18 protein-coding genes are annotated in these 14,115 nt (G+C 63.0%); 13 read left to right on the top strand and 5 right to left on the bottom strand.

All coding sequences use genetic code 11. The annotated features are described in order from the left end of the window. Window positions 1-2 precede the first annotated feature (2 nt). The 7 genes from KG698_RS13520 (at window position 3) to glp (ending at window position 5,857) form a co-directional block, all read left to right on the top strand. The gene (locus KG698_RS13520) at window positions 3-1,094 is read left to right on the top strand and encodes a P-loop NTPase (RefSeq protein WP_367114113.1); all 1,092 of its coding nucleotides are present in this window, start codon (window positions 3-5) and stop codon (window positions 1,092-1,094) included. A gap of 14 nt (window positions 1,095-1,108) precedes the next feature. Beyond that, the gene (locus KG698_RS13515; RefSeq protein ID WP_213686099.1) at window positions 1,109-1,264 is read left to right on the top strand and encodes a hypothetical protein; all 156 of its coding nucleotides are present in this window, start codon (window positions 1,109-1,111) and stop codon (window positions 1,262-1,264) included. 20 nt (window positions 1,265-1,284) lie between these two features. Next, window positions 1,285-2,544: a c-type cytochrome gene (locus KG698_RS13510; protein ID WP_213686098.1), complete on the top strand. Its 1,260-nt coding sequence runs from the start codon at window positions 1,285-1,287 to the stop codon at window positions 2,542-2,544. 61 nt (window positions 2,545-2,605) lie between these two features. After that, the gene (locus KG698_RS13505; protein ID WP_213686097.1) at window positions 2,606-3,481 is read left to right on the top strand and encodes a formate dehydrogenase accessory sulfurtransferase FdhD; all 876 of its coding nucleotides are present in this window, start codon (window positions 2,606-2,608) and stop codon (window positions 3,479-3,481) included. Then, complete coding sequence (gene mobA, locus KG698_RS13500; RefSeq protein ID WP_213686096.1) at window positions 3,478-4,089, top strand: molybdenum cofactor guanylyltransferase MobA; 612 nt, start codon at window positions 3,478-3,480, stop codon at window positions 4,087-4,089. The genes KG698_RS13505 and mobA overlap by 4 nt, the downstream gene beginning before the upstream one ends. Then, on the top strand, window positions 4,086-4,577 hold the full coding sequence (mobB, locus tag KG698_RS13495) for a molybdopterin-guanine dinucleotide biosynthesis protein B (RefSeq protein ID WP_213686095.1): 492 nt from the start codon (window positions 4,086-4,088) through the stop codon (window positions 4,575-4,577). Before mobA ends, mobB begins: the two co-directional genes overlap by 4 nt. Beyond that, window positions 4,574-5,857, top strand: coding sequence for a gephyrin-like molybdotransferase Glp (glp, locus tag KG698_RS13490; RefSeq protein ID WP_213686094.1), 1,284 nt, complete (start codon window positions 4,574-4,576; stop codon window positions 5,855-5,857). The genes mobB and glp overlap by 4 nt, the downstream gene beginning before the upstream one ends. On the opposite strand, the gene KG698_RS13485 is transcribed toward glp, so the two are convergent. From KG698_RS13485 to KG698_RS13470, 4 genes are all read right to left on the bottom strand, one after another. Further along, window positions 5,841-6,071, bottom strand: a complete 231-nt coding sequence (locus tag KG698_RS13485) for a sulfurtransferase TusA family protein (RefSeq protein ID WP_213686093.1) — start codon at window positions 6,069-6,071, stop codon at window positions 5,841-5,843. The genes glp and KG698_RS13485 overlap by 17 nt on opposite strands. A gap of 306 nt (window positions 6,072-6,377) precedes the next feature. Further along, entirely contained in the window at window positions 6,378-7,055 is a 678-nt protein-coding gene (locus KG698_RS13480) for a recombinase family protein (protein ID WP_213686092.1), read from the bottom strand. Between the two features lie 373 nt (window positions 7,056-7,428). Continuing rightward, window positions 7,429-8,196, bottom strand: a complete 768-nt coding sequence (locus KG698_RS13475; RefSeq protein ID WP_213686091.1) for a TIM barrel protein — start codon at window positions 8,194-8,196, stop codon at window positions 7,429-7,431. A 165-nt stretch (window positions 8,197-8,361) separates the two neighbouring features. Further along, window positions 8,362-8,514, bottom strand: coding sequence for a hypothetical protein (locus KG698_RS13470; protein ID WP_213686090.1), 153 nt, complete (start codon window positions 8,512-8,514; stop codon window positions 8,362-8,364). An 85-nt stretch (window positions 8,515-8,599) separates the two neighbouring features. Between KG698_RS13470 and KG698_RS13465 the strand changes: the two genes are divergently transcribed. Next, window positions 8,600-8,833 (top strand): sugar transferase, encoded by a 234-nt coding sequence (locus KG698_RS13465; protein ID WP_300984029.1) that lies wholly within the window; start codon window positions 8,600-8,602, stop codon window positions 8,831-8,833. On the opposite strand, the gene KG698_RS13460 is transcribed toward KG698_RS13465, so the two are convergent. Next, the gene (locus tag KG698_RS13460; protein ID WP_213686088.1) at window positions 8,827-9,675 is read right to left on the bottom strand and encodes a glycosyltransferase family 25 protein; all 849 of its coding nucleotides are present in this window, start codon (window positions 9,673-9,675) and stop codon (window positions 8,827-8,829) included. The two genes, KG698_RS13465 and KG698_RS13460, sit on opposite strands and share 7 nt — an antisense overlap. Before the next feature lie 96 nt (window positions 9,676-9,771). On the opposite strand from KG698_RS13460, the gene KG698_RS13455 reads away from it, so the two are divergent. The 5 genes from KG698_RS13455 to KG698_RS13435 all read left to right on the top strand — a co-directional run bounded on the left by KG698_RS13455 (window position 9,772) and on the right by KG698_RS13435 (window position 13,997). After that, a complete protein-coding gene (locus KG698_RS13455) occupies window positions 9,772-10,533 on the top strand; it encodes a glycosyltransferase family 25 protein (protein WP_213686087.1) in 762 nt (253 codons plus the stop codon). Continuing rightward, the gene (locus tag KG698_RS13450; RefSeq protein ID WP_213686086.1) at window positions 10,530-11,573 is read left to right on the top strand and encodes a glycosyltransferase; all 1,044 of its coding nucleotides are present in this window, start codon (window positions 10,530-10,532) and stop codon (window positions 11,571-11,573) included. Before KG698_RS13455 ends, KG698_RS13450 begins: the two co-directional genes overlap by 4 nt. Next, complete coding sequence (locus KG698_RS13445; RefSeq protein WP_213686085.1) at window positions 11,570-12,622, top strand: glycosyltransferase; 1,053 nt, start codon at window positions 11,570-11,572, stop codon at window positions 12,620-12,622. Before KG698_RS13450 ends, KG698_RS13445 begins: the two co-directional genes overlap by 4 nt. Then, window positions 12,603-13,409, top strand: a complete 807-nt coding sequence (locus KG698_RS13440) for a glycosyltransferase family 25 protein (protein ID WP_213686084.1) — start codon at window positions 12,603-12,605, stop codon at window positions 13,407-13,409. Before KG698_RS13445 ends, KG698_RS13440 begins: the two co-directional genes overlap by 20 nt. 63 nt (window positions 13,410-13,472) lie before the next feature. After that, window positions 13,473-13,997 carry a transcription termination/antitermination NusG family protein gene (locus tag KG698_RS13435; RefSeq protein ID WP_213686083.1) on the top strand — a complete coding sequence of 175 codons (525 nt, stop codon included), beginning with the start codon at window positions 13,473-13,475 and terminating at the stop codon, window positions 13,995-13,997. Window positions 13,998-14,115 lie beyond the last annotated feature (118 nt).

Here is a 14,115-nt window from a genome sequence, read left to right as displayed (position 1 = left end):
ACGTGCCGGATCTTGGCGACACACGGGTGCGAGATGCGCTGCAGGGGCTACGCCTGCCGGATGGCACGCTGCTTGTTGCCTCGGACCGGCTGTCTGGCCTTGGCATTGATGGCCAGCGCGTGAACCTTTCGATCTTGATCAAACCTGAAGAGGCCGCCACCTTTGCGCCCCTGCGCGATGAGGTCGAGGCGCGTCTGCGCCGCCTGCCAGGTGTGACCAACGCTTTCGTGGTTTTGACCAGCGAAACAGCGAGCCCCAAAGCCGCCCCGCCCAAGCTGACAGGGTCCGCGCCTGAAAAAGCCGATCCCTTGGCCGATGTTGGGCATGTGATCGCCGTTGCCTCGGGCAAGGGTGGCGTGGGCAAATCGACGACCACGGTCAATCTTGCGCTGGGTTTGCGCGCCCAAGGGCTGTCGGTCGGTATCTTGGACGCTGATATCTACGGCCCTTCGCTTCCCACACTTCTGGGCTTGCATGGCAAGCCGCAAGCCAATGGCCGTAAGCTTAAGCCGATGCAGGCTTACGGTCTCAAGGCCATGTCCATGGGCCTGTTGGTCGATGCCGAAACCGCGATGGTGTGGCGCGGGCCGATGGTGATGTCGGCGATCACGCAGATGATGGCCGATGTGGAATGGGGCGCGCTTGATGTGCTGTTGGTCGATATGCCGCCGGGCACAGGCGACGCGCAATTGGCGCTGGCGCAAGGCACGCGCCTGTCGGGTGCGGTGATCGTCTCAACGCCGCAAGATCTGTCGCTGATCGATGCACGGCGCGGCATTTCCATGTTCCGCAAGGTCGATGTGCCGATCCTTGGCATTATCGAGAACATGTCGCATTTCATCTGCCCCGATTGCGGTGGATCGCATGCGATTTTTGGCCAAGGTGGCGCGGCGGCCGAGGCGGCGCGGCTGAATGTGCCCTTCCTCGGGGGTATCCCGCTGACCATGGAACTGCGCGCCGCATCCGATGCAGGCCAGCCCATTACCGCCCGCGATCCCGATGGATCGCTGGGCCAAATCTATCAACAGATCGCCCGTGCCGTTTTGGCAGGGCTTGAACCCGGACAGCGGTTGGCCCAGCCCAGCCGCCCCTGACAGGAGAACCGACCATGAAAGCCTTTCTCGCATCTGTGATTTTCGCCGTCGTTTTGGCCACTGGCGCTGCGTTCGTGTTGAACGGAAATTTCCAGACATCCGCGTCCTCGGCCTTTGCAACCGAAGGCGCGCGCGTTGATAAGCCGGGCTCAAACCTGATCAGCTACTGACCGGCGCGCTCAGGCGCGTCGTGCTCTGTGGTTTTTCCCTGCTGCGCTGCACCCTGATTGTCGCGCTGTGCTTTCAGCTTGGCACAGCCGGGGCGCAGACACTCTCAGGTCACGCTGGCCCGGTCAGCGCCTTGGCAGCCACGGATGATGCGCTTTTGTCCGGCGGCTTTGATGGTCGCGTGATCCTTTGGGGCGCGGATGCGCAAAGCGCGCGCCGTGTGCTGCGGTTCCATGATGGCAATGTCACCGCCGTCGCCACCTTGCCCGAGGGTCGTTTCGTGACCGGGGGGCAAGATGGTCGTGTGGCCGTCTGGAACCGTGACGGGCAAGAACCGGCCTTTGTCACGCCCCACGGTACCTCACCTGTGTCGGCACTGGCTGTTGCGCCCGATGGCGGGCGCATCGCGGTCGGCTTTTGGGATGGGCAACTTGCAACCCATACCCCCGATCTTTCACAAACCGCTGTAACGCAGGCCCATGCCGGTCGGGTCTCGGGACTTGCCTATTTGAGCACAGGCGATCTTGTCAGCGTGGGTGCTGATTTGCGCTTTACGCGCTGGGATGGCGGCCTTGCGCCGCAAGCACGCGCGGGGCTTCCCGATCTTCCCAATGGTCTTGCCCGTGCGGGTGACCGGCTTGCGGTGATCTTTGCCGAAGGCTCGCTTCGGCTTTTTTCTGCTGATGGCGTGCTTTTGCCTGAACGCTTCCTCAGCGAACGCCCCTTGGTCGCGATCGCAGCCAATTCCGCGATCGTGGCAGCGGCCGCAGTCGATGGCGCGATCTGGATGTTGGAGGCCGATAGCTTGCGGTTCCGCGCCGGGGTGGCCGCCGGCGGCGGTCCCGTTTGGGCGCTGGCCTTGACCAACGATACGCTTTTTGCGGGCGGCGTGAGCGGCGCGATCCGTCGCTATGCCACAACCAACGGCGCGTTGATCGACGGCGGGCTGGCCGGGGCCGCCGATGATTTTCACGATGGCAGTCGCGGGGCCGAAGTCTATCGCGCCTGCGCGATCTGCCATTCGTTGCAACCGGGCGATCATTCCCGCGCTGGCCCAAGCCTGCATGGTATTTTCGACCGCGCCATCGCCTCGGTCGAGGGATATGCGTTTTCGCCTGCACTGCGTGATCTCGATATCGTCTGGACGCCACGCACCGTGGCCGAATTATTCACGGTCGGCCCCGACATTTATACCCCCGGCTCGCGCATGCCTGATCAGCGCGTGGCCGATCCCGCCGACCGGCAAGCGCTGGTCGCGTTCTTGGAGCGTGCGAGCCGGTGATCGGTACTGGCCTCGGGCGTCGCTTGCGCTATACCTGACAGACCCAAATGCAGGAGCATCCATGTTACCGCAGTTGCCTCTTTTGCCCGATCCGGACGCCGTGCGCCTGACGCGGGCGGTGCGCGGGCATGACCATACCGGCGCAGAGGTTTCGCTTTCGGTGGTCGAGGAGCGGCCGCTGACGATCTACCTCAACAGCCAAGAAATCGTCACCGCGATGACCATCGGGGATTACCCCGAATATCTGGCGCTGGGGTTCTTGCGCAATCAAGGCATGCTGCGCGACGACGACACCGTGACCGGCATCGACTATGATGAAGAGATCGAAACCGTCGTGGTCCGCACCAATCGTCAGACCAGCTATGAGGACAAGCTGAAGAAAAAGACCCGCACATCGGGCTGCGCGGTGGGCACGGTGTTTGGCGACATGATGGAAGGGCTGGAGGGCGTTGTGCTGCCCGAGGCACCGCTGCGCAGCAGTTGGCTTTACGCGCTCTCGCGCCAGATCAACACGCTGCCCTCGCTTTACCTCAGCGCGGGTGCGATCCATGGCACGGTGCTGTGTCAGGGCGACCAAGTTTTGGTCTATATGGAAGATGTCGGCCGCCATAACGCCGTCGACAAGATCGCGGGCTTCATGCGGCACCATGATGTGCCTGCGGGCGACAAGATCCTTTACACCACCGGGCGGTTGACCTCGGAGATGGTGATCAAGACAGCGATGATGGGTATTCCCATTCTTGCCTCGCGCTCTGGTTTCACCGCGTGGGGGGTAGAGATTGCCCAACAGCTTGGCCTGACGCTGATCGGGCGGATGCGCGGGCAGCGCTTCGTGTGTCTCTCGGGTGAAAACCGCCTGATCCGCGATGCCGACTTGTCTGCTGTGCCGGATGAGGATCGCCGCCACCGCCGCAAGGGCGCGGAGGATGAGGGGTGAGCGCGCCGCTCGGTGTGATCCTTGCGGGTGGGCGCGCCACGCGCATGGGCGGGGGTGACAAAGGCTTGCGCGTGGTCGCTGGTCAACGCCTGATCGACCATGTGATCGCACGCTTGGCCCCCCAATGCGGCGGGCTGGCGATCAACGCCAATGGCGAGCCTTCGCGGCTGGCCGAGTTTGGCCTACCCATCTTGCCCGATAGCTTGGCCGATCATCCCGGACCGCTTGCGGGCGTGCTGGCGGGCTTGGATTGGGCGGCAGGCCAAGGGGCCACGGCCATCGTGACCGCGGCCGCCGATACACCCTTCTTTCCCACCAATTTGGTGGCGCAGTTGACAGCCTGCGCTGGACCTTCGGGCCTTTGTCTGGCCGCCAGCCCCGATGAGACGGGCCGCGTGCAGCGCCAACCGACCTTTGGCCTTTGGCCCGTGGCTTTGCGCGATGATCTGCGCGCGGCGCTGACGGGTGGCTTACGCAAGATCGTGATCTGGACCGATCAGCATCAGGCGGGGCAGGCCGTTTTTGACAGCGTGCCTTTCGATCCCTTCTTCAACGTCAACACGCCCGAAGATATCCTGACCGCCGAAGCGCTGATGGGGGCGGCATGAGGGTTTACGGCGTCACCGGCTGGAAGAATACTGGCAAGACCACATTGACCGAACGGCTTGTGGCCGAGATGGTCGGCCAAGGGCTGCGCATCTCCACGATCAAGCACGCCCATCACGCGACCGAGATCGACCATCCGGGTCGCGACAGCTATCGCCATCGCGAAGCGGGCGCGGGCCAGGTGATCGTCGCCTCACCCGTCCGCTGGGCCTTGATGACCGAGTTGCGCGGGGAGGGTGAGCCGCCTTTGGCCGATTTGCTCGCCCGCTTCGACCCTTGTGACCTGATCCTGATTGAGGGCTACAAGACCGCGCCGCACCCCAAGATCGAAACCCATCGACAGGCGGCAGGTCGTGATCTGTTGGCGCTGTCGAACCCAACGATCCGCGCGATTGCGAGCGATGGGCCGTTGGACACCCAACTACCGCGTTTCGATCTGAATGATGTCGCGGGAATTGCGGCCTTTATCCGGGCCGAGGTGGGGTTATGAGCAGCGGTTTGACCCCGCCGCGCCTGCGCAATGATTGTTTTGCCATGCCGCAGGGCGTGGAATGGGTGCCCGTTGATGAGGCGCTCGCACTCTTGCGCGCGCGGCTTCACGCGGTGACCGGGACCGAGGATTTGGCCGTAGCCTATGCCCATGGCCGCGTTTTAGCCGCCCCTGCCGTGGCGCGTCGGTCGAACCCACCCCGGCCCAATTCTGCGGTTGATGGCTATGGCTTTGCCCATGCTGCAACAGGCGAGGGGGTGCAGCGCTTACCGCTGGTGGCGGGACGCGCCGCCGCAGGCCAACCATTCGACGACATCGTGCCTTTGGGCCACGCCGTGCGCATCTTGACGGGTGCAATCCTGCCCGACGGGGTCGATACCGTCGTGCTGGAGGAAGATTGCGCCACCGATGGGCAAATCATGGCCTTTGATGGGCCGGTCAAGCGCGCCATCAACACGCGCCAAGCAGGCGAGGATGTGCGCGAGGGCACCACGATCTTGCCCGCAGGCCGGGTGCTAACGCCCGCCGATCTGGCTTTGTTGTCGGCTGTCGGTGTGGGCCAAGTGCAGGTCCATCGCCGTCTGCGCGTGGGCGTTTTGTCGACGGGCGATGAATTGCTGCCCGATCCGGGCGCCCCTGCGGCACCGCATCAGATTTTCGATGCCAATCGCCCGATGTTGTTAGCGCTTTTGGCGGGCTGGGGGTTTGATGCGGTTGATCTGGGCCATGCCCCCGATGATGCGGCACAAATCGCGGCGCGGCTCGACCAAGGTGCGCAATCCGCCGATGCAATCCTGACCTCGGGCGGGGCCTCGGCCGGGGATGAGGATCATGTCTCCCGGCTTTTGCGAGAGCGGGGCAATGTGTCGAGCTGGCGCATCGCGGTCAAACCGGGCCGCCCGCTCGCCTTGGCGCTATGGGGCGGGGTGCCGGTGTTCGGCCTTCCCGGCAATCCTGTGGCGGCATTTGTCTGTGCGCTGGTCTTTGCGCGTCCCGCGCTGTCGCTCTTGTCAGGGGCGGGCTGGTCGCAGCCGCAAGGCTTCACCGTGCCCGCTGCCTTCACCAAGCGCAAGAAAGCCGGGCGGCGCGAATATCTGCGCGCGCGGCTGACCGAAAGCGGCGCGGCGGAAGTTTTCGCATCGGAGGGCTCAGGGCGGATTTCCGGGCTCAGCTGGGCCACCGGGCTGGTCGAGCTGCCCGATGCGGCCTGTACCATCGCGCCGGGTGACCCGGTGCGCTATCTGCCCTATGCGTCTTTTGGGGTCAGCTCCGGCGGATAAGATAGGCGCGCGCACCGTCGCCCGCGTCTTCCATCCCCAAGAACTCATGCCCGCTTTCGGCGCAGAAATGCGGCACATCCACCACGGCGGCCGGATCGCTGGCCAAAAGCCGCAGCACTTGACCGGGTTGCATGGATTTCAGCCGTTTACGCGCCTTGAGCACGGGCAGGGGGCACAAAAGGCCCAAGGTATCCAGCGTTGCGTCTTCGGCCATGCTCTGCCCTTAACAATTCTGTCGATGCCGAGGTGTCAAATGGCACCTTCGGCGATGTTATGCGTGAACGAAATGTTCATGGCATCAGGGTAGAGCCCGGCGCGGCATCTGCAAGGCCATATATCGGCCTTGGCATTGGCCGCCTGCAAACCGACGCGACAAGCGCGAAGACGGTGCGCCGTTTCACCAATGCCCCTATCGTCGGTGCCTTAAGCCAAAGGGTGGCCTGATGATGTGTTTGCGCATCATGCCCTAAACATTCTGCTCTGCTTGCCGATCAACCCCCTTATGGGTCTTTCCCGGTCGCTAAGCCTTTATGCCCCAACGCGCTAGGGCCTCGTATGCGGCTGGCGTGTTCTTATTGATGCGCGAGACCAAAAACTTGCTCAGGCCCAGACGTCGCGCGATCTCGTTGATGCCGATACCATTGCCAGACAACTGGCGGATCTGATCAACATGGGCATGGGTATAGGACGGTTTGCGCCCCTTATAAGCCGAGGGATTACTGGCCTTTGCGTGGGCAATACCCGCAGCTTGGGCTTCTTTGTGTGTGATCGCCTGCGCCGCGGCCATGGCTGACATGAAGCTGAGCAAAGCCTCTCGGATCGCCAATGCCGTGGCGTCTTGGGGGCGTGCGTCAAAGGTCAGGCCATTGATGATCGTCTTGATGGTCACCCCACGCGCCAGAAACAGGCGCATGTTTTGTGCGATATCGTCAAAGTGCCGGCCCAAGCCGTCTAGCCAAGGCACCACCAGCACATCCCCATCGCGCAAGATATCCAATAGCCGCTTGCCGCCGTCACGCGCCTGCAACGGGGCGGATATGGCCGCATGGTCTTTCTCTTCGATGACCTGATCAATCACCAAGCCCGCGCGTTGCGCAAGCGCGCGCTGTGTGTCGGATGATTGTTCGGCTGTCGCGGCGCGCATGTATAAGACCGTTTTGGCCTTTGCGTTGGACTTGTAGCGATAGGATAGGTTCATTTGTGCAACCTGTTGCGATACAGCCTGTTGCATTGATATCATACCAGGGTGCGTTAGAAAACCCTAATGCAACAAAATTTCAGGGCATAATGATTGTCGTGATAGGCTGTTGTCTAAACTTACAATCTGCTCTGGACAATGTGGCAAAGGCAATCGCGCAAGATGACTTAGAGGATGATATATCTATTTAAGACAATGAAATAAACGCTGAGAGAGGCGATCCTTTCGCGATCATCGACCTGCCATGGGGCAGGGGCGCAACAAAGCGCTGTGGGTGATCAAGACCCTTCCTTTTGCAACACTAGCAATGCCGTCATTGCCGCATTTGGCGTGTTGCCAGTGTGCTGACATGGCGCGGTGAGGTCCGCTTGTCTCATCCCCGCAGCTGCGCCATCCAGCCGAGGCTATCGTCGGTTTTGCCTGTTGAACGATACTCCGCGCCAAGGGGTTTGGACCAAGCTTGCGCCGCGACCTCGGCAAAGATCATGCGATAATCCAGATCGCCGTGATCGGGCGGGCCCCGGTCGGGGACGGCGGCGAACTGGATATGGCCGATGATCGGCCAAAGCGCACGCAGGCGGGCCAGCACATCACCCTCGGACCGACCGACATGGTAGCAATCAAACATGAGCTTGAGGTTGGGGGCATCGATCTCGGTGATGATATCGGCCGCCTGTGTGGTGGTGTTCAAAAAATAGCCCGGCGCATCATAAGGGTTGAGTGGTTCGATCAAGATGATCTGGCCCCCCTCTGCGGCCTGCCGACAGGCGTAGTGCAGGTTGGCGGCAAAGATCGCTTGCGCGTCCGCACCCTCAGCCTTGCCCGCCATGACATGAATGGCACCCGCGCCAATGGCCGCCGCATAGGCCAATGCCTCATCGATGGCAGCGCGCGCCTCATCCGCGCGACCGGGCAGGGCCGCCAGCCCGTTTTCGCCAGCAGTCACATCGCCACGCCGGGTGTTGAGCCCCAGCATCGCAAGGCCCGTCTCGGCCAAGGCTGCTGCAACATCGCCTGTGGCAATGTCATAGGGCCAATGGCATTCAACTGCGTCAAAGCCCGCCGCATGGGCCGCACGGACCGCATCGGGAAGTGCCCGGTCGGTCCACAAAAAGCCGAGATTGGCGGAAAACCGCGTCATCCATCCCACTCCAAATCAACGGCGGTAACGACGGCGCGCGCCAGTTCCGCGATGTGGTCAGGTGCTTATCATCTTGCATCGCGGCAGGGCAGGCAAATTGGGCAATTGCCCGGCAATGGCTGTCGTTTCTTCCCTGATTGCGATGCGCATCCGCCGCGACTTGCGCTAATGGTCTTGCGCATGGCGATGCAGTTCCTCGCGGGTTGCGCGCCAAATCTGCTGCAATGTCGCGGCATCATCTTGATCCAAAGCCGCCCCTTGTGCGACCCGGTCTTCGAGCGCGACAAGCGCATCACGCAGTTTTTCGGCCCCGATCAATGCAGATGATCCTGCTGCATGGTGAATGCGTCCAACAAGCGCTTTGTCGACCGCTTGATGGGCAAGCCCGTTTGCGATGGCGGTGATGGCCTCGTCTATCTCGGTCAGAAGCGGTGCCTCTCCTTTTCGCGCCCACGCGCGTCATCAAGTGCTGCCCGGCATCACGGGGTTTTGGCAAGTCTCGGGTCGTGCCAATCTGAGTTTCGACCAAATGATCGAGCTTGATCTGGCCTATGAGCGACAGGTCTCGATTTTGACCGATCTTGGCGTGATGGCGCGCACTTTCCGCGCCGTTCTGAAAGGGCAGGGGGCCTATTGACCCTTTGACCGGGATGCATCGCCCGAATGGGAGGGGGTATCAGGCACCTCCTGCCAGATGACATCGACAAGTCGCCCGCGCCCCAAAACAAGCGCCAGGATTTGACGGGGGGCAAGGCGGATTTCGTAATAGCCACGCTTGAGATGGCGCAAGACAAGCCGCCAGCCCTTGGGGCGCGCGGCCTTGCCCAATTGCGAGATATCGGACTCGTAGGGATAGGCGCGCTGTGTCGCCATTGCGGGCACGATGATGGCAGGGCGCAAGCGCCGCGCCACGGCCGAGACATTGCCATTGAAAAGCAAATGGTCAATCGGCACGCGGATGCGCCCCTCGGCCGCCAAAGCAATCTCGGCACCCCTGCGGCTAAGGATATATGCCGCCCCCCCCACATGGCGCGAGAGCATCGGGTGGATCGCGCGCGCGGAAGGTGTCGCGCCGATGGCTTTGCCCAGCAACAGCCGCGAGGCACCATCGCCATATTTCTCAAGCTTCACCGCATTGCTGCCCGGTGCGATCCAACCCGTATCGGCTAACAGCTGAAGGGTATCTTCGGCAAGATAAACGTCATCTTCCAAAAACAGCGCATGGCTGGCATCGGTTTCAAGAAAACGCCGCCATGCCCAGATATGGCTCAGCGTACAGGCGCGATCGCCCAATCCCAAAGCGCCAAGCGGTCCGGCCGCCTTGACCGAGCGCCCGATCTCGGCCTCGGGCACGGCGCGCGCATCGCAGGCGGGTTGCACCGTAAATGCGACCCCGCGCAGTGCCAGATGATCAGAAATCCGGGCCAGCCTGTCGGGCCGCCGGACGAGGTTGATGACAAAGGCAGGGATCTGGGCCATGACAATCGGGCCTATACTCTTGGCCCATGCCATTGTAAACGATGCGAGCTTTGGCGGACCGCGCCGCTTGCCCGAGAGATCAAGAGCGCCAAACAGATGCGGCAAGTCTTTGTCATCAATCTCGATAAGGATACCGCCCGGCTGGCGGCGTGTGGCGCGATGCTGGATCGCGCGGGGATCGCATGGGCGCGTGTCCCGGCGGTCAACGGTCGCGCGCTTGCGCCCGAGGCGCTGGCCGCCGTCTATGACGCCAAGGCCAATGCAGCACGCGCCAAATACCCGCTCGTGGCCCCGGAAATCGGCTGCTACCTTAGCCACCTGCGCGCATGGCAAGCGATTGTCGATGCGGATCTGCCGATGGCCGTGGTGCTTGAGGATGATTTCACCATCACGGGTGATCTTGCTGGGGTGATTGCAGCCCTTGCGCAAGATCGCGGCGATTGGGACATCGCCAAGCTGTTCTCGTTCCGCCCTGATGTGCGGCTGATAGCTGCGCGTGAATTAACGGCCGATGTGCGGATCGGCTTTCCCTACCGCGTGCCCAGCACGACCTTGGGCTACGCGATCCGGCGCGAGGCGGCGGTGAAGCTTTTGGCAAGCTCCACACCGTTTTTCCGGCCCATCGACGAGGATCATAAGTTCTTTTGGGAAAAGGATCTGCGCATCGCGCTTGTCCAGCCACAGCCCTTGAAAGTCGGTCTGCAAGATGCCGCCGAGGGCACAGTGGGCGATGTGCGCAAGACCAGCGCGCGGGCTGATCGCGGCGCTGCTTTGGCGCGCGCCTTGCGGGGGGTCCGTTACAGCCTTGGCTATCAGTTGCGGCTGCATCTGGCCCGGCTTTTGGGGCGCGGTCAATGACTGTGCGGCGCATTTTCCACATTCAACCCGGCACGGATGGTGGCACCGAACGCTTCATGATCACGCTTGCCAAGGGTTTTGCAGATCGCGGGATAACCCAAGGTTTTGCCATCCGCCCCGGCCGGAGTTGGGCCGATGAGATCACGCCCTTGGGCGCGATCGAAGAGGGGCAGTTCCTGCGCCGCACACCCGGTGGCCTATGGTCGCTCTGGCGGCTGCATCGCATGATCCGCGCGTGGCGTCCCGATGCGATCATGGCATGGCGCGCGCCGGCTGCGCGGCTTGTGCCGCGCATGGCCAGTGTGGCCAAGATCGTGCGCTTGGGCGATCACCCCCGCCATGCAAGGCATTTCGCGGGGCTTGACGCGGTGGTGTGCAACAACCCCACGATTGTCACCCATGTGGCGGGTCTGGGCTGGTCGGGTGAGACGCCCGTGATCTCGAACTTCGCCCGCCCCGTCGCGGCGCAACCCATCACGCGCGCTGAACTTGAGACGCCCGAGGATGCGTTTGTGGTTTGCGGGGCAGGGCGCTTTACCCGTGGCAAGGGCTTCGATCTGCTGATCGACGCGGTGGCGCAGCTGCCGCAGGCATGGCTGTGGCTGGTCGGCGACGGCGATGAGGGTGAGCAACTCCGCGCGCAGGTCGCGGCGCTTGGCATGGCGCGGCGGGTCCGTTTTGCGGGGTGGCGCGCCGATCCAACCGCCGTGATTGCTGCTGCCGATGCCTTTGTGCTGCCATCGCGCAAGGAACCTTTGGGTAACGCCCTGATCGAGGCTTGGCAGGTTGGCGTGGCCTCGGTCGCGAGCCGGACGGATGGGCCGCAATGGTATGCCAGTGATGGCGATGATTGCTTGCTTGTGCCAATCGATAACGCCGATGCGATTGCGCAGGCCTTGGGGCGGCTGATGGCCGATCCAGCCTTGCGCGCGCGTCTTGTGGCGGGCGCGCATGCGACCCTGGCCGCGCGCTTTGCCCCCGATGCGGTGATCGACGCGTATATCGCGCTTTTCGACCGCCTGAAACAGGCGCAGACATGAGCGCGCGCAAGATCTTGCACATGCATTTCGGCAAAGAGGGTGGCGCGGAACGCTTCTTTGTCACCCTCGTGCGCGCCTTTGCAGAACGCGGGATGGAACAGCATTTCATCGTCCGGCCCGGGCGGCTTTGGCGCGATGAGATCGCCGATCTTGGGCCCATATGGGAGAATAACTTTCGCCGCCTCTCGCCCTCGGCCCCGATCCTGCGCTGGCGGATGAACCGGCTTGTGCGGCAATGGCGGCCCGATGTGATCATGGCGTGGATGTCGCGGTCCTCGCGGCTGATCCCGGCCTATCCGGATGCGGTCAAGCTGACGCGGCTGGGTGATTACCCCCGCCATTTGCGCAACTTCCGCAACAACGACCTGATCGTGGCCAATACGCCCGGCATCGCGCAAGCCTGTCGCGATCTGGGCTGGGACAGGCCGGTCAAGGTCGTGTCGAATTTTCCGCGCAAGGTCGATATTGCGCCCGTGACGCGTGCGCAGATGGATACGCCTGACGATGCCTTTGTCATCGCGAGTTCGGGGCGTTTCGTGGGGCGCAAGGGCTTTGACACCCTCGTCAAGGCCGCCGCCGCCATTCCCGGCGCATGGCTGTGGCTGATCGGTGAGGGCGAAGAGCGCGCAGCGCTGACTGCGCAGGTCCAAGCCTTGGGCTTGGGCGCGCGCACCCGTTTCACCGGATGGGTGGATGAGCCGATGAACTATGTCGCCTCCGCTTCGGTTTTTGTCATGCCCTCGCGCCACGAGCCCCTTGGCAATGTGATCTTGGAGGCGTGGGAGGCAGGCGTGCCCGCCGTCTCGACCCGGTCAGAGGGGCCGTCATGGTTCATCCGCGACGGGCAAGACGCGCTCTTGTGCGAGATCGACGATGCGCAGGGCATGGCGTCTGCGATCATCCGGCTGCGCGATGATCCGGCGCTGGCCACGCGGCTGGTCGCGGCTGGGCGCGCGCGCTTGGCCGCCGAATTCACAGCACCCCGCGTGGTTGACGCCTATATGGAGATTTTCAACGGCAGGTTCGGTGATGAAGACGCTGATCATTAACCTTGCCCGCGCGACCGACCGCATGGATTTCATGCGCGCCCAGATGGCTGATCTTGGCCTTGATTGGGAGCGTATCGAGGCCGTGACGCCCGCCACTCTGCAGCCGCCCGCCGATGATCCGGTCTGGCACCGCTGGCAACGCCCCATGCGCAGCACGGAGATGGCGCTTTGCGCCTCGCACATGGCGGCGTGGCGGCGGGTGATCGCCTTGGACGCGCCCTGTCTGGTGCTGGAAGATGACGCGCTCTTGTCGCGCGGATTGCCGGGGTTTCTGGCGCAGGTCGCGGGACTTGCGGGGATTGACCATATCTCGCTTGAGACACGCAGCCGCAAAAAGCTGGTCGCAAGGATGATGCACCCCGACGCACCCATCAGGCGGCTGTGGCAAGATCGCACTGGGTCGGCCGCCTATGTTGTGTTTCCGCATGGGGCCAAGGCACTCTTGGCGCATGCCCAAAGGTCAGGCGCGCCATCGGACGCGCTGATCAGCGCGACCTATGCGATGCGCTCGTTTCAGGCCGACCCGGCCTTGTCGATCCAGCTTGACCAATGCCGGGCCTATGGGCTGGTGCCAGCGATCGAGACCGCCTCACTCATCGATGCTGTAGGAAAACCCGGCCTTGCGGGCGATCTGGCGCTGCCGCGTCGCATCGCCTACCGGCTGCGCCGCATCAGTGCGCAACTGCGCATGGGTGGGCGTCATCTGATCCGGCTGGGTCGCGCGCACCGCCTTGCCATCGCGCCGGCGGGCGATCTTTGGGGCGGCGCAAGGGGAAAGGCCGGTTGATCCCTTGGCCTCCCTTCACCATTTCTGTAGGGATATGGTGCCGAGGATCAATTCGGGGGCGCAATGTTCGTTGAGGGAGAAGTGGCCACGCAGGCGCGGTGGTACTTGGTGCAGCTTAAGCCCAATTCGCTGAGCCGCGCGCAAACCAATCTTGAGCGGCAGGGTTTTGGATGCTTCGCGCCGCGCGAGCGTCGCTCTGTGCGCAGGTCTGGCAAGTTCGTGACGGCCGACCTCCCCGTCTTTCCCGGTTATTTGTTCGTCACGCTCAACCCCGAGCATGGTAGCTGGCGGGTGATCAACTCAACATATGGTGTCGCACGCTTGGTGAGCTTCGGCGCGGGTCCGGCGCCCCTGCCCGATGGCTTGATGCAGGCCCTCTTGGTACGTTACGGCGACGGCGGTGAGGGTGAGGGCACATCCATCGGCTTTCGCGTGGGCGACGACGTCGTGATCCGCGAGGGCCCCTTCGCTGACTTTGTCGCCAGCGTCGAGGCCATCGACCCCGAGCGGCGCGTGCATCTGTTGATCGATTTCATGGGCCGCCACTCCCGCGTGACGGTGGAGGCCGACAAACTCGCGAAGCCGTGAGGCCGGGGTTGGGGGTGCTGTGTGGTGTGTCCCTGTGTTTCGGGCAGCTCAGCTTTCCCGCCCCAAATCTAGGCGGTCGAAGCGTGATAACTTCATTTCGTGATGATTGGTTTGCATG

The sequence above is a fragment of the Roseicyclus sp. genome (genome assembly GCF_018402035.1).
Lineage (GTDB): Bacteria > Pseudomonadota > Alphaproteobacteria > Rhodobacterales > Rhodobacteraceae > Roseicyclus.
This window is presented reverse-complemented; position numbering and strand designations above follow the sequence as displayed.

Coding starts and splice junctions, on each gene's coding strand:
- KG698_RS13515 (WP_213686099.1), top strand. CDS start 1,109: ATGAAAGCCTTTCTCGCATCTGTGATTTTCGCCGTCGTTTTGGCCACT.
- KG698_RS13505 (WP_213686097.1), top strand. CDS start 2,606: ATGTTACCGCAGTTGCCTCTTTTGCCCGATCCGGACGCCGTGCGCCTG.
- mobB (WP_213686095.1), top strand. CDS start 4,086: ATGAGGGTTTACGGCGTCACCGGCTGGAAGAATACTGGCAAGACCACA.
- glp (WP_213686094.1), top strand. CDS start 4,574: ATGAGCAGCGGTTTGACCCCGCCGCGCCTGCGCAATGATTGTTTTGCC.
- KG698_RS13485 (WP_213686093.1), bottom strand. CDS start 6,071: ATGGCCGAAGACGCAACGCTGGATACCTTGGGCCTTTTGTGCCCCCTG.
- KG698_RS13480 (WP_213686092.1), bottom strand. CDS start 7,055: ATGAACCTATCCTATCGCTACAAGTCCAACGCAAAGGCCAAAACGGTC.
- KG698_RS13475 (WP_213686091.1), bottom strand. CDS start 8,196: ATGACGCGGTTTTCCGCCAATCTCGGCTTTTTGTGGACCGACCGGGCA.
- KG698_RS13465 (WP_300984029.1), top strand. CDS start 8,600: ATGGCCTCGTCTATCTCGGTCAGAAGCGGTGCCTCTCCTTTTCGCGCC.
- KG698_RS13460 (WP_213686088.1), bottom strand. CDS start 9,675: ATGGCCCAGATCCCTGCCTTTGTCATCAACCTCGTCCGGCGGCCCGAC.
- KG698_RS13455 (WP_213686087.1), top strand. CDS start 9,772: ATGCGGCAAGTCTTTGTCATCAATCTCGATAAGGATACCGCCCGGCTG.
- KG698_RS13450 (WP_213686086.1), top strand. CDS start 10,530: ATGACTGTGCGGCGCATTTTCCACATTCAACCCGGCACGGATGGTGGC.
- KG698_RS13445 (WP_213686085.1), top strand. CDS start 11,570: ATGAGCGCGCGCAAGATCTTGCACATGCATTTCGGCAAAGAGGGTGGC.
- KG698_RS13440 (WP_213686084.1), top strand. CDS start 12,603: ATGAAGACGCTGATCATTAACCTTGCCCGCGCGACCGACCGCATGGAT.
- KG698_RS13435 (WP_213686083.1), top strand. CDS start 13,473: ATGTTCGTTGAGGGAGAAGTGGCCACGCAGGCGCGGTGGTACTTGGTG.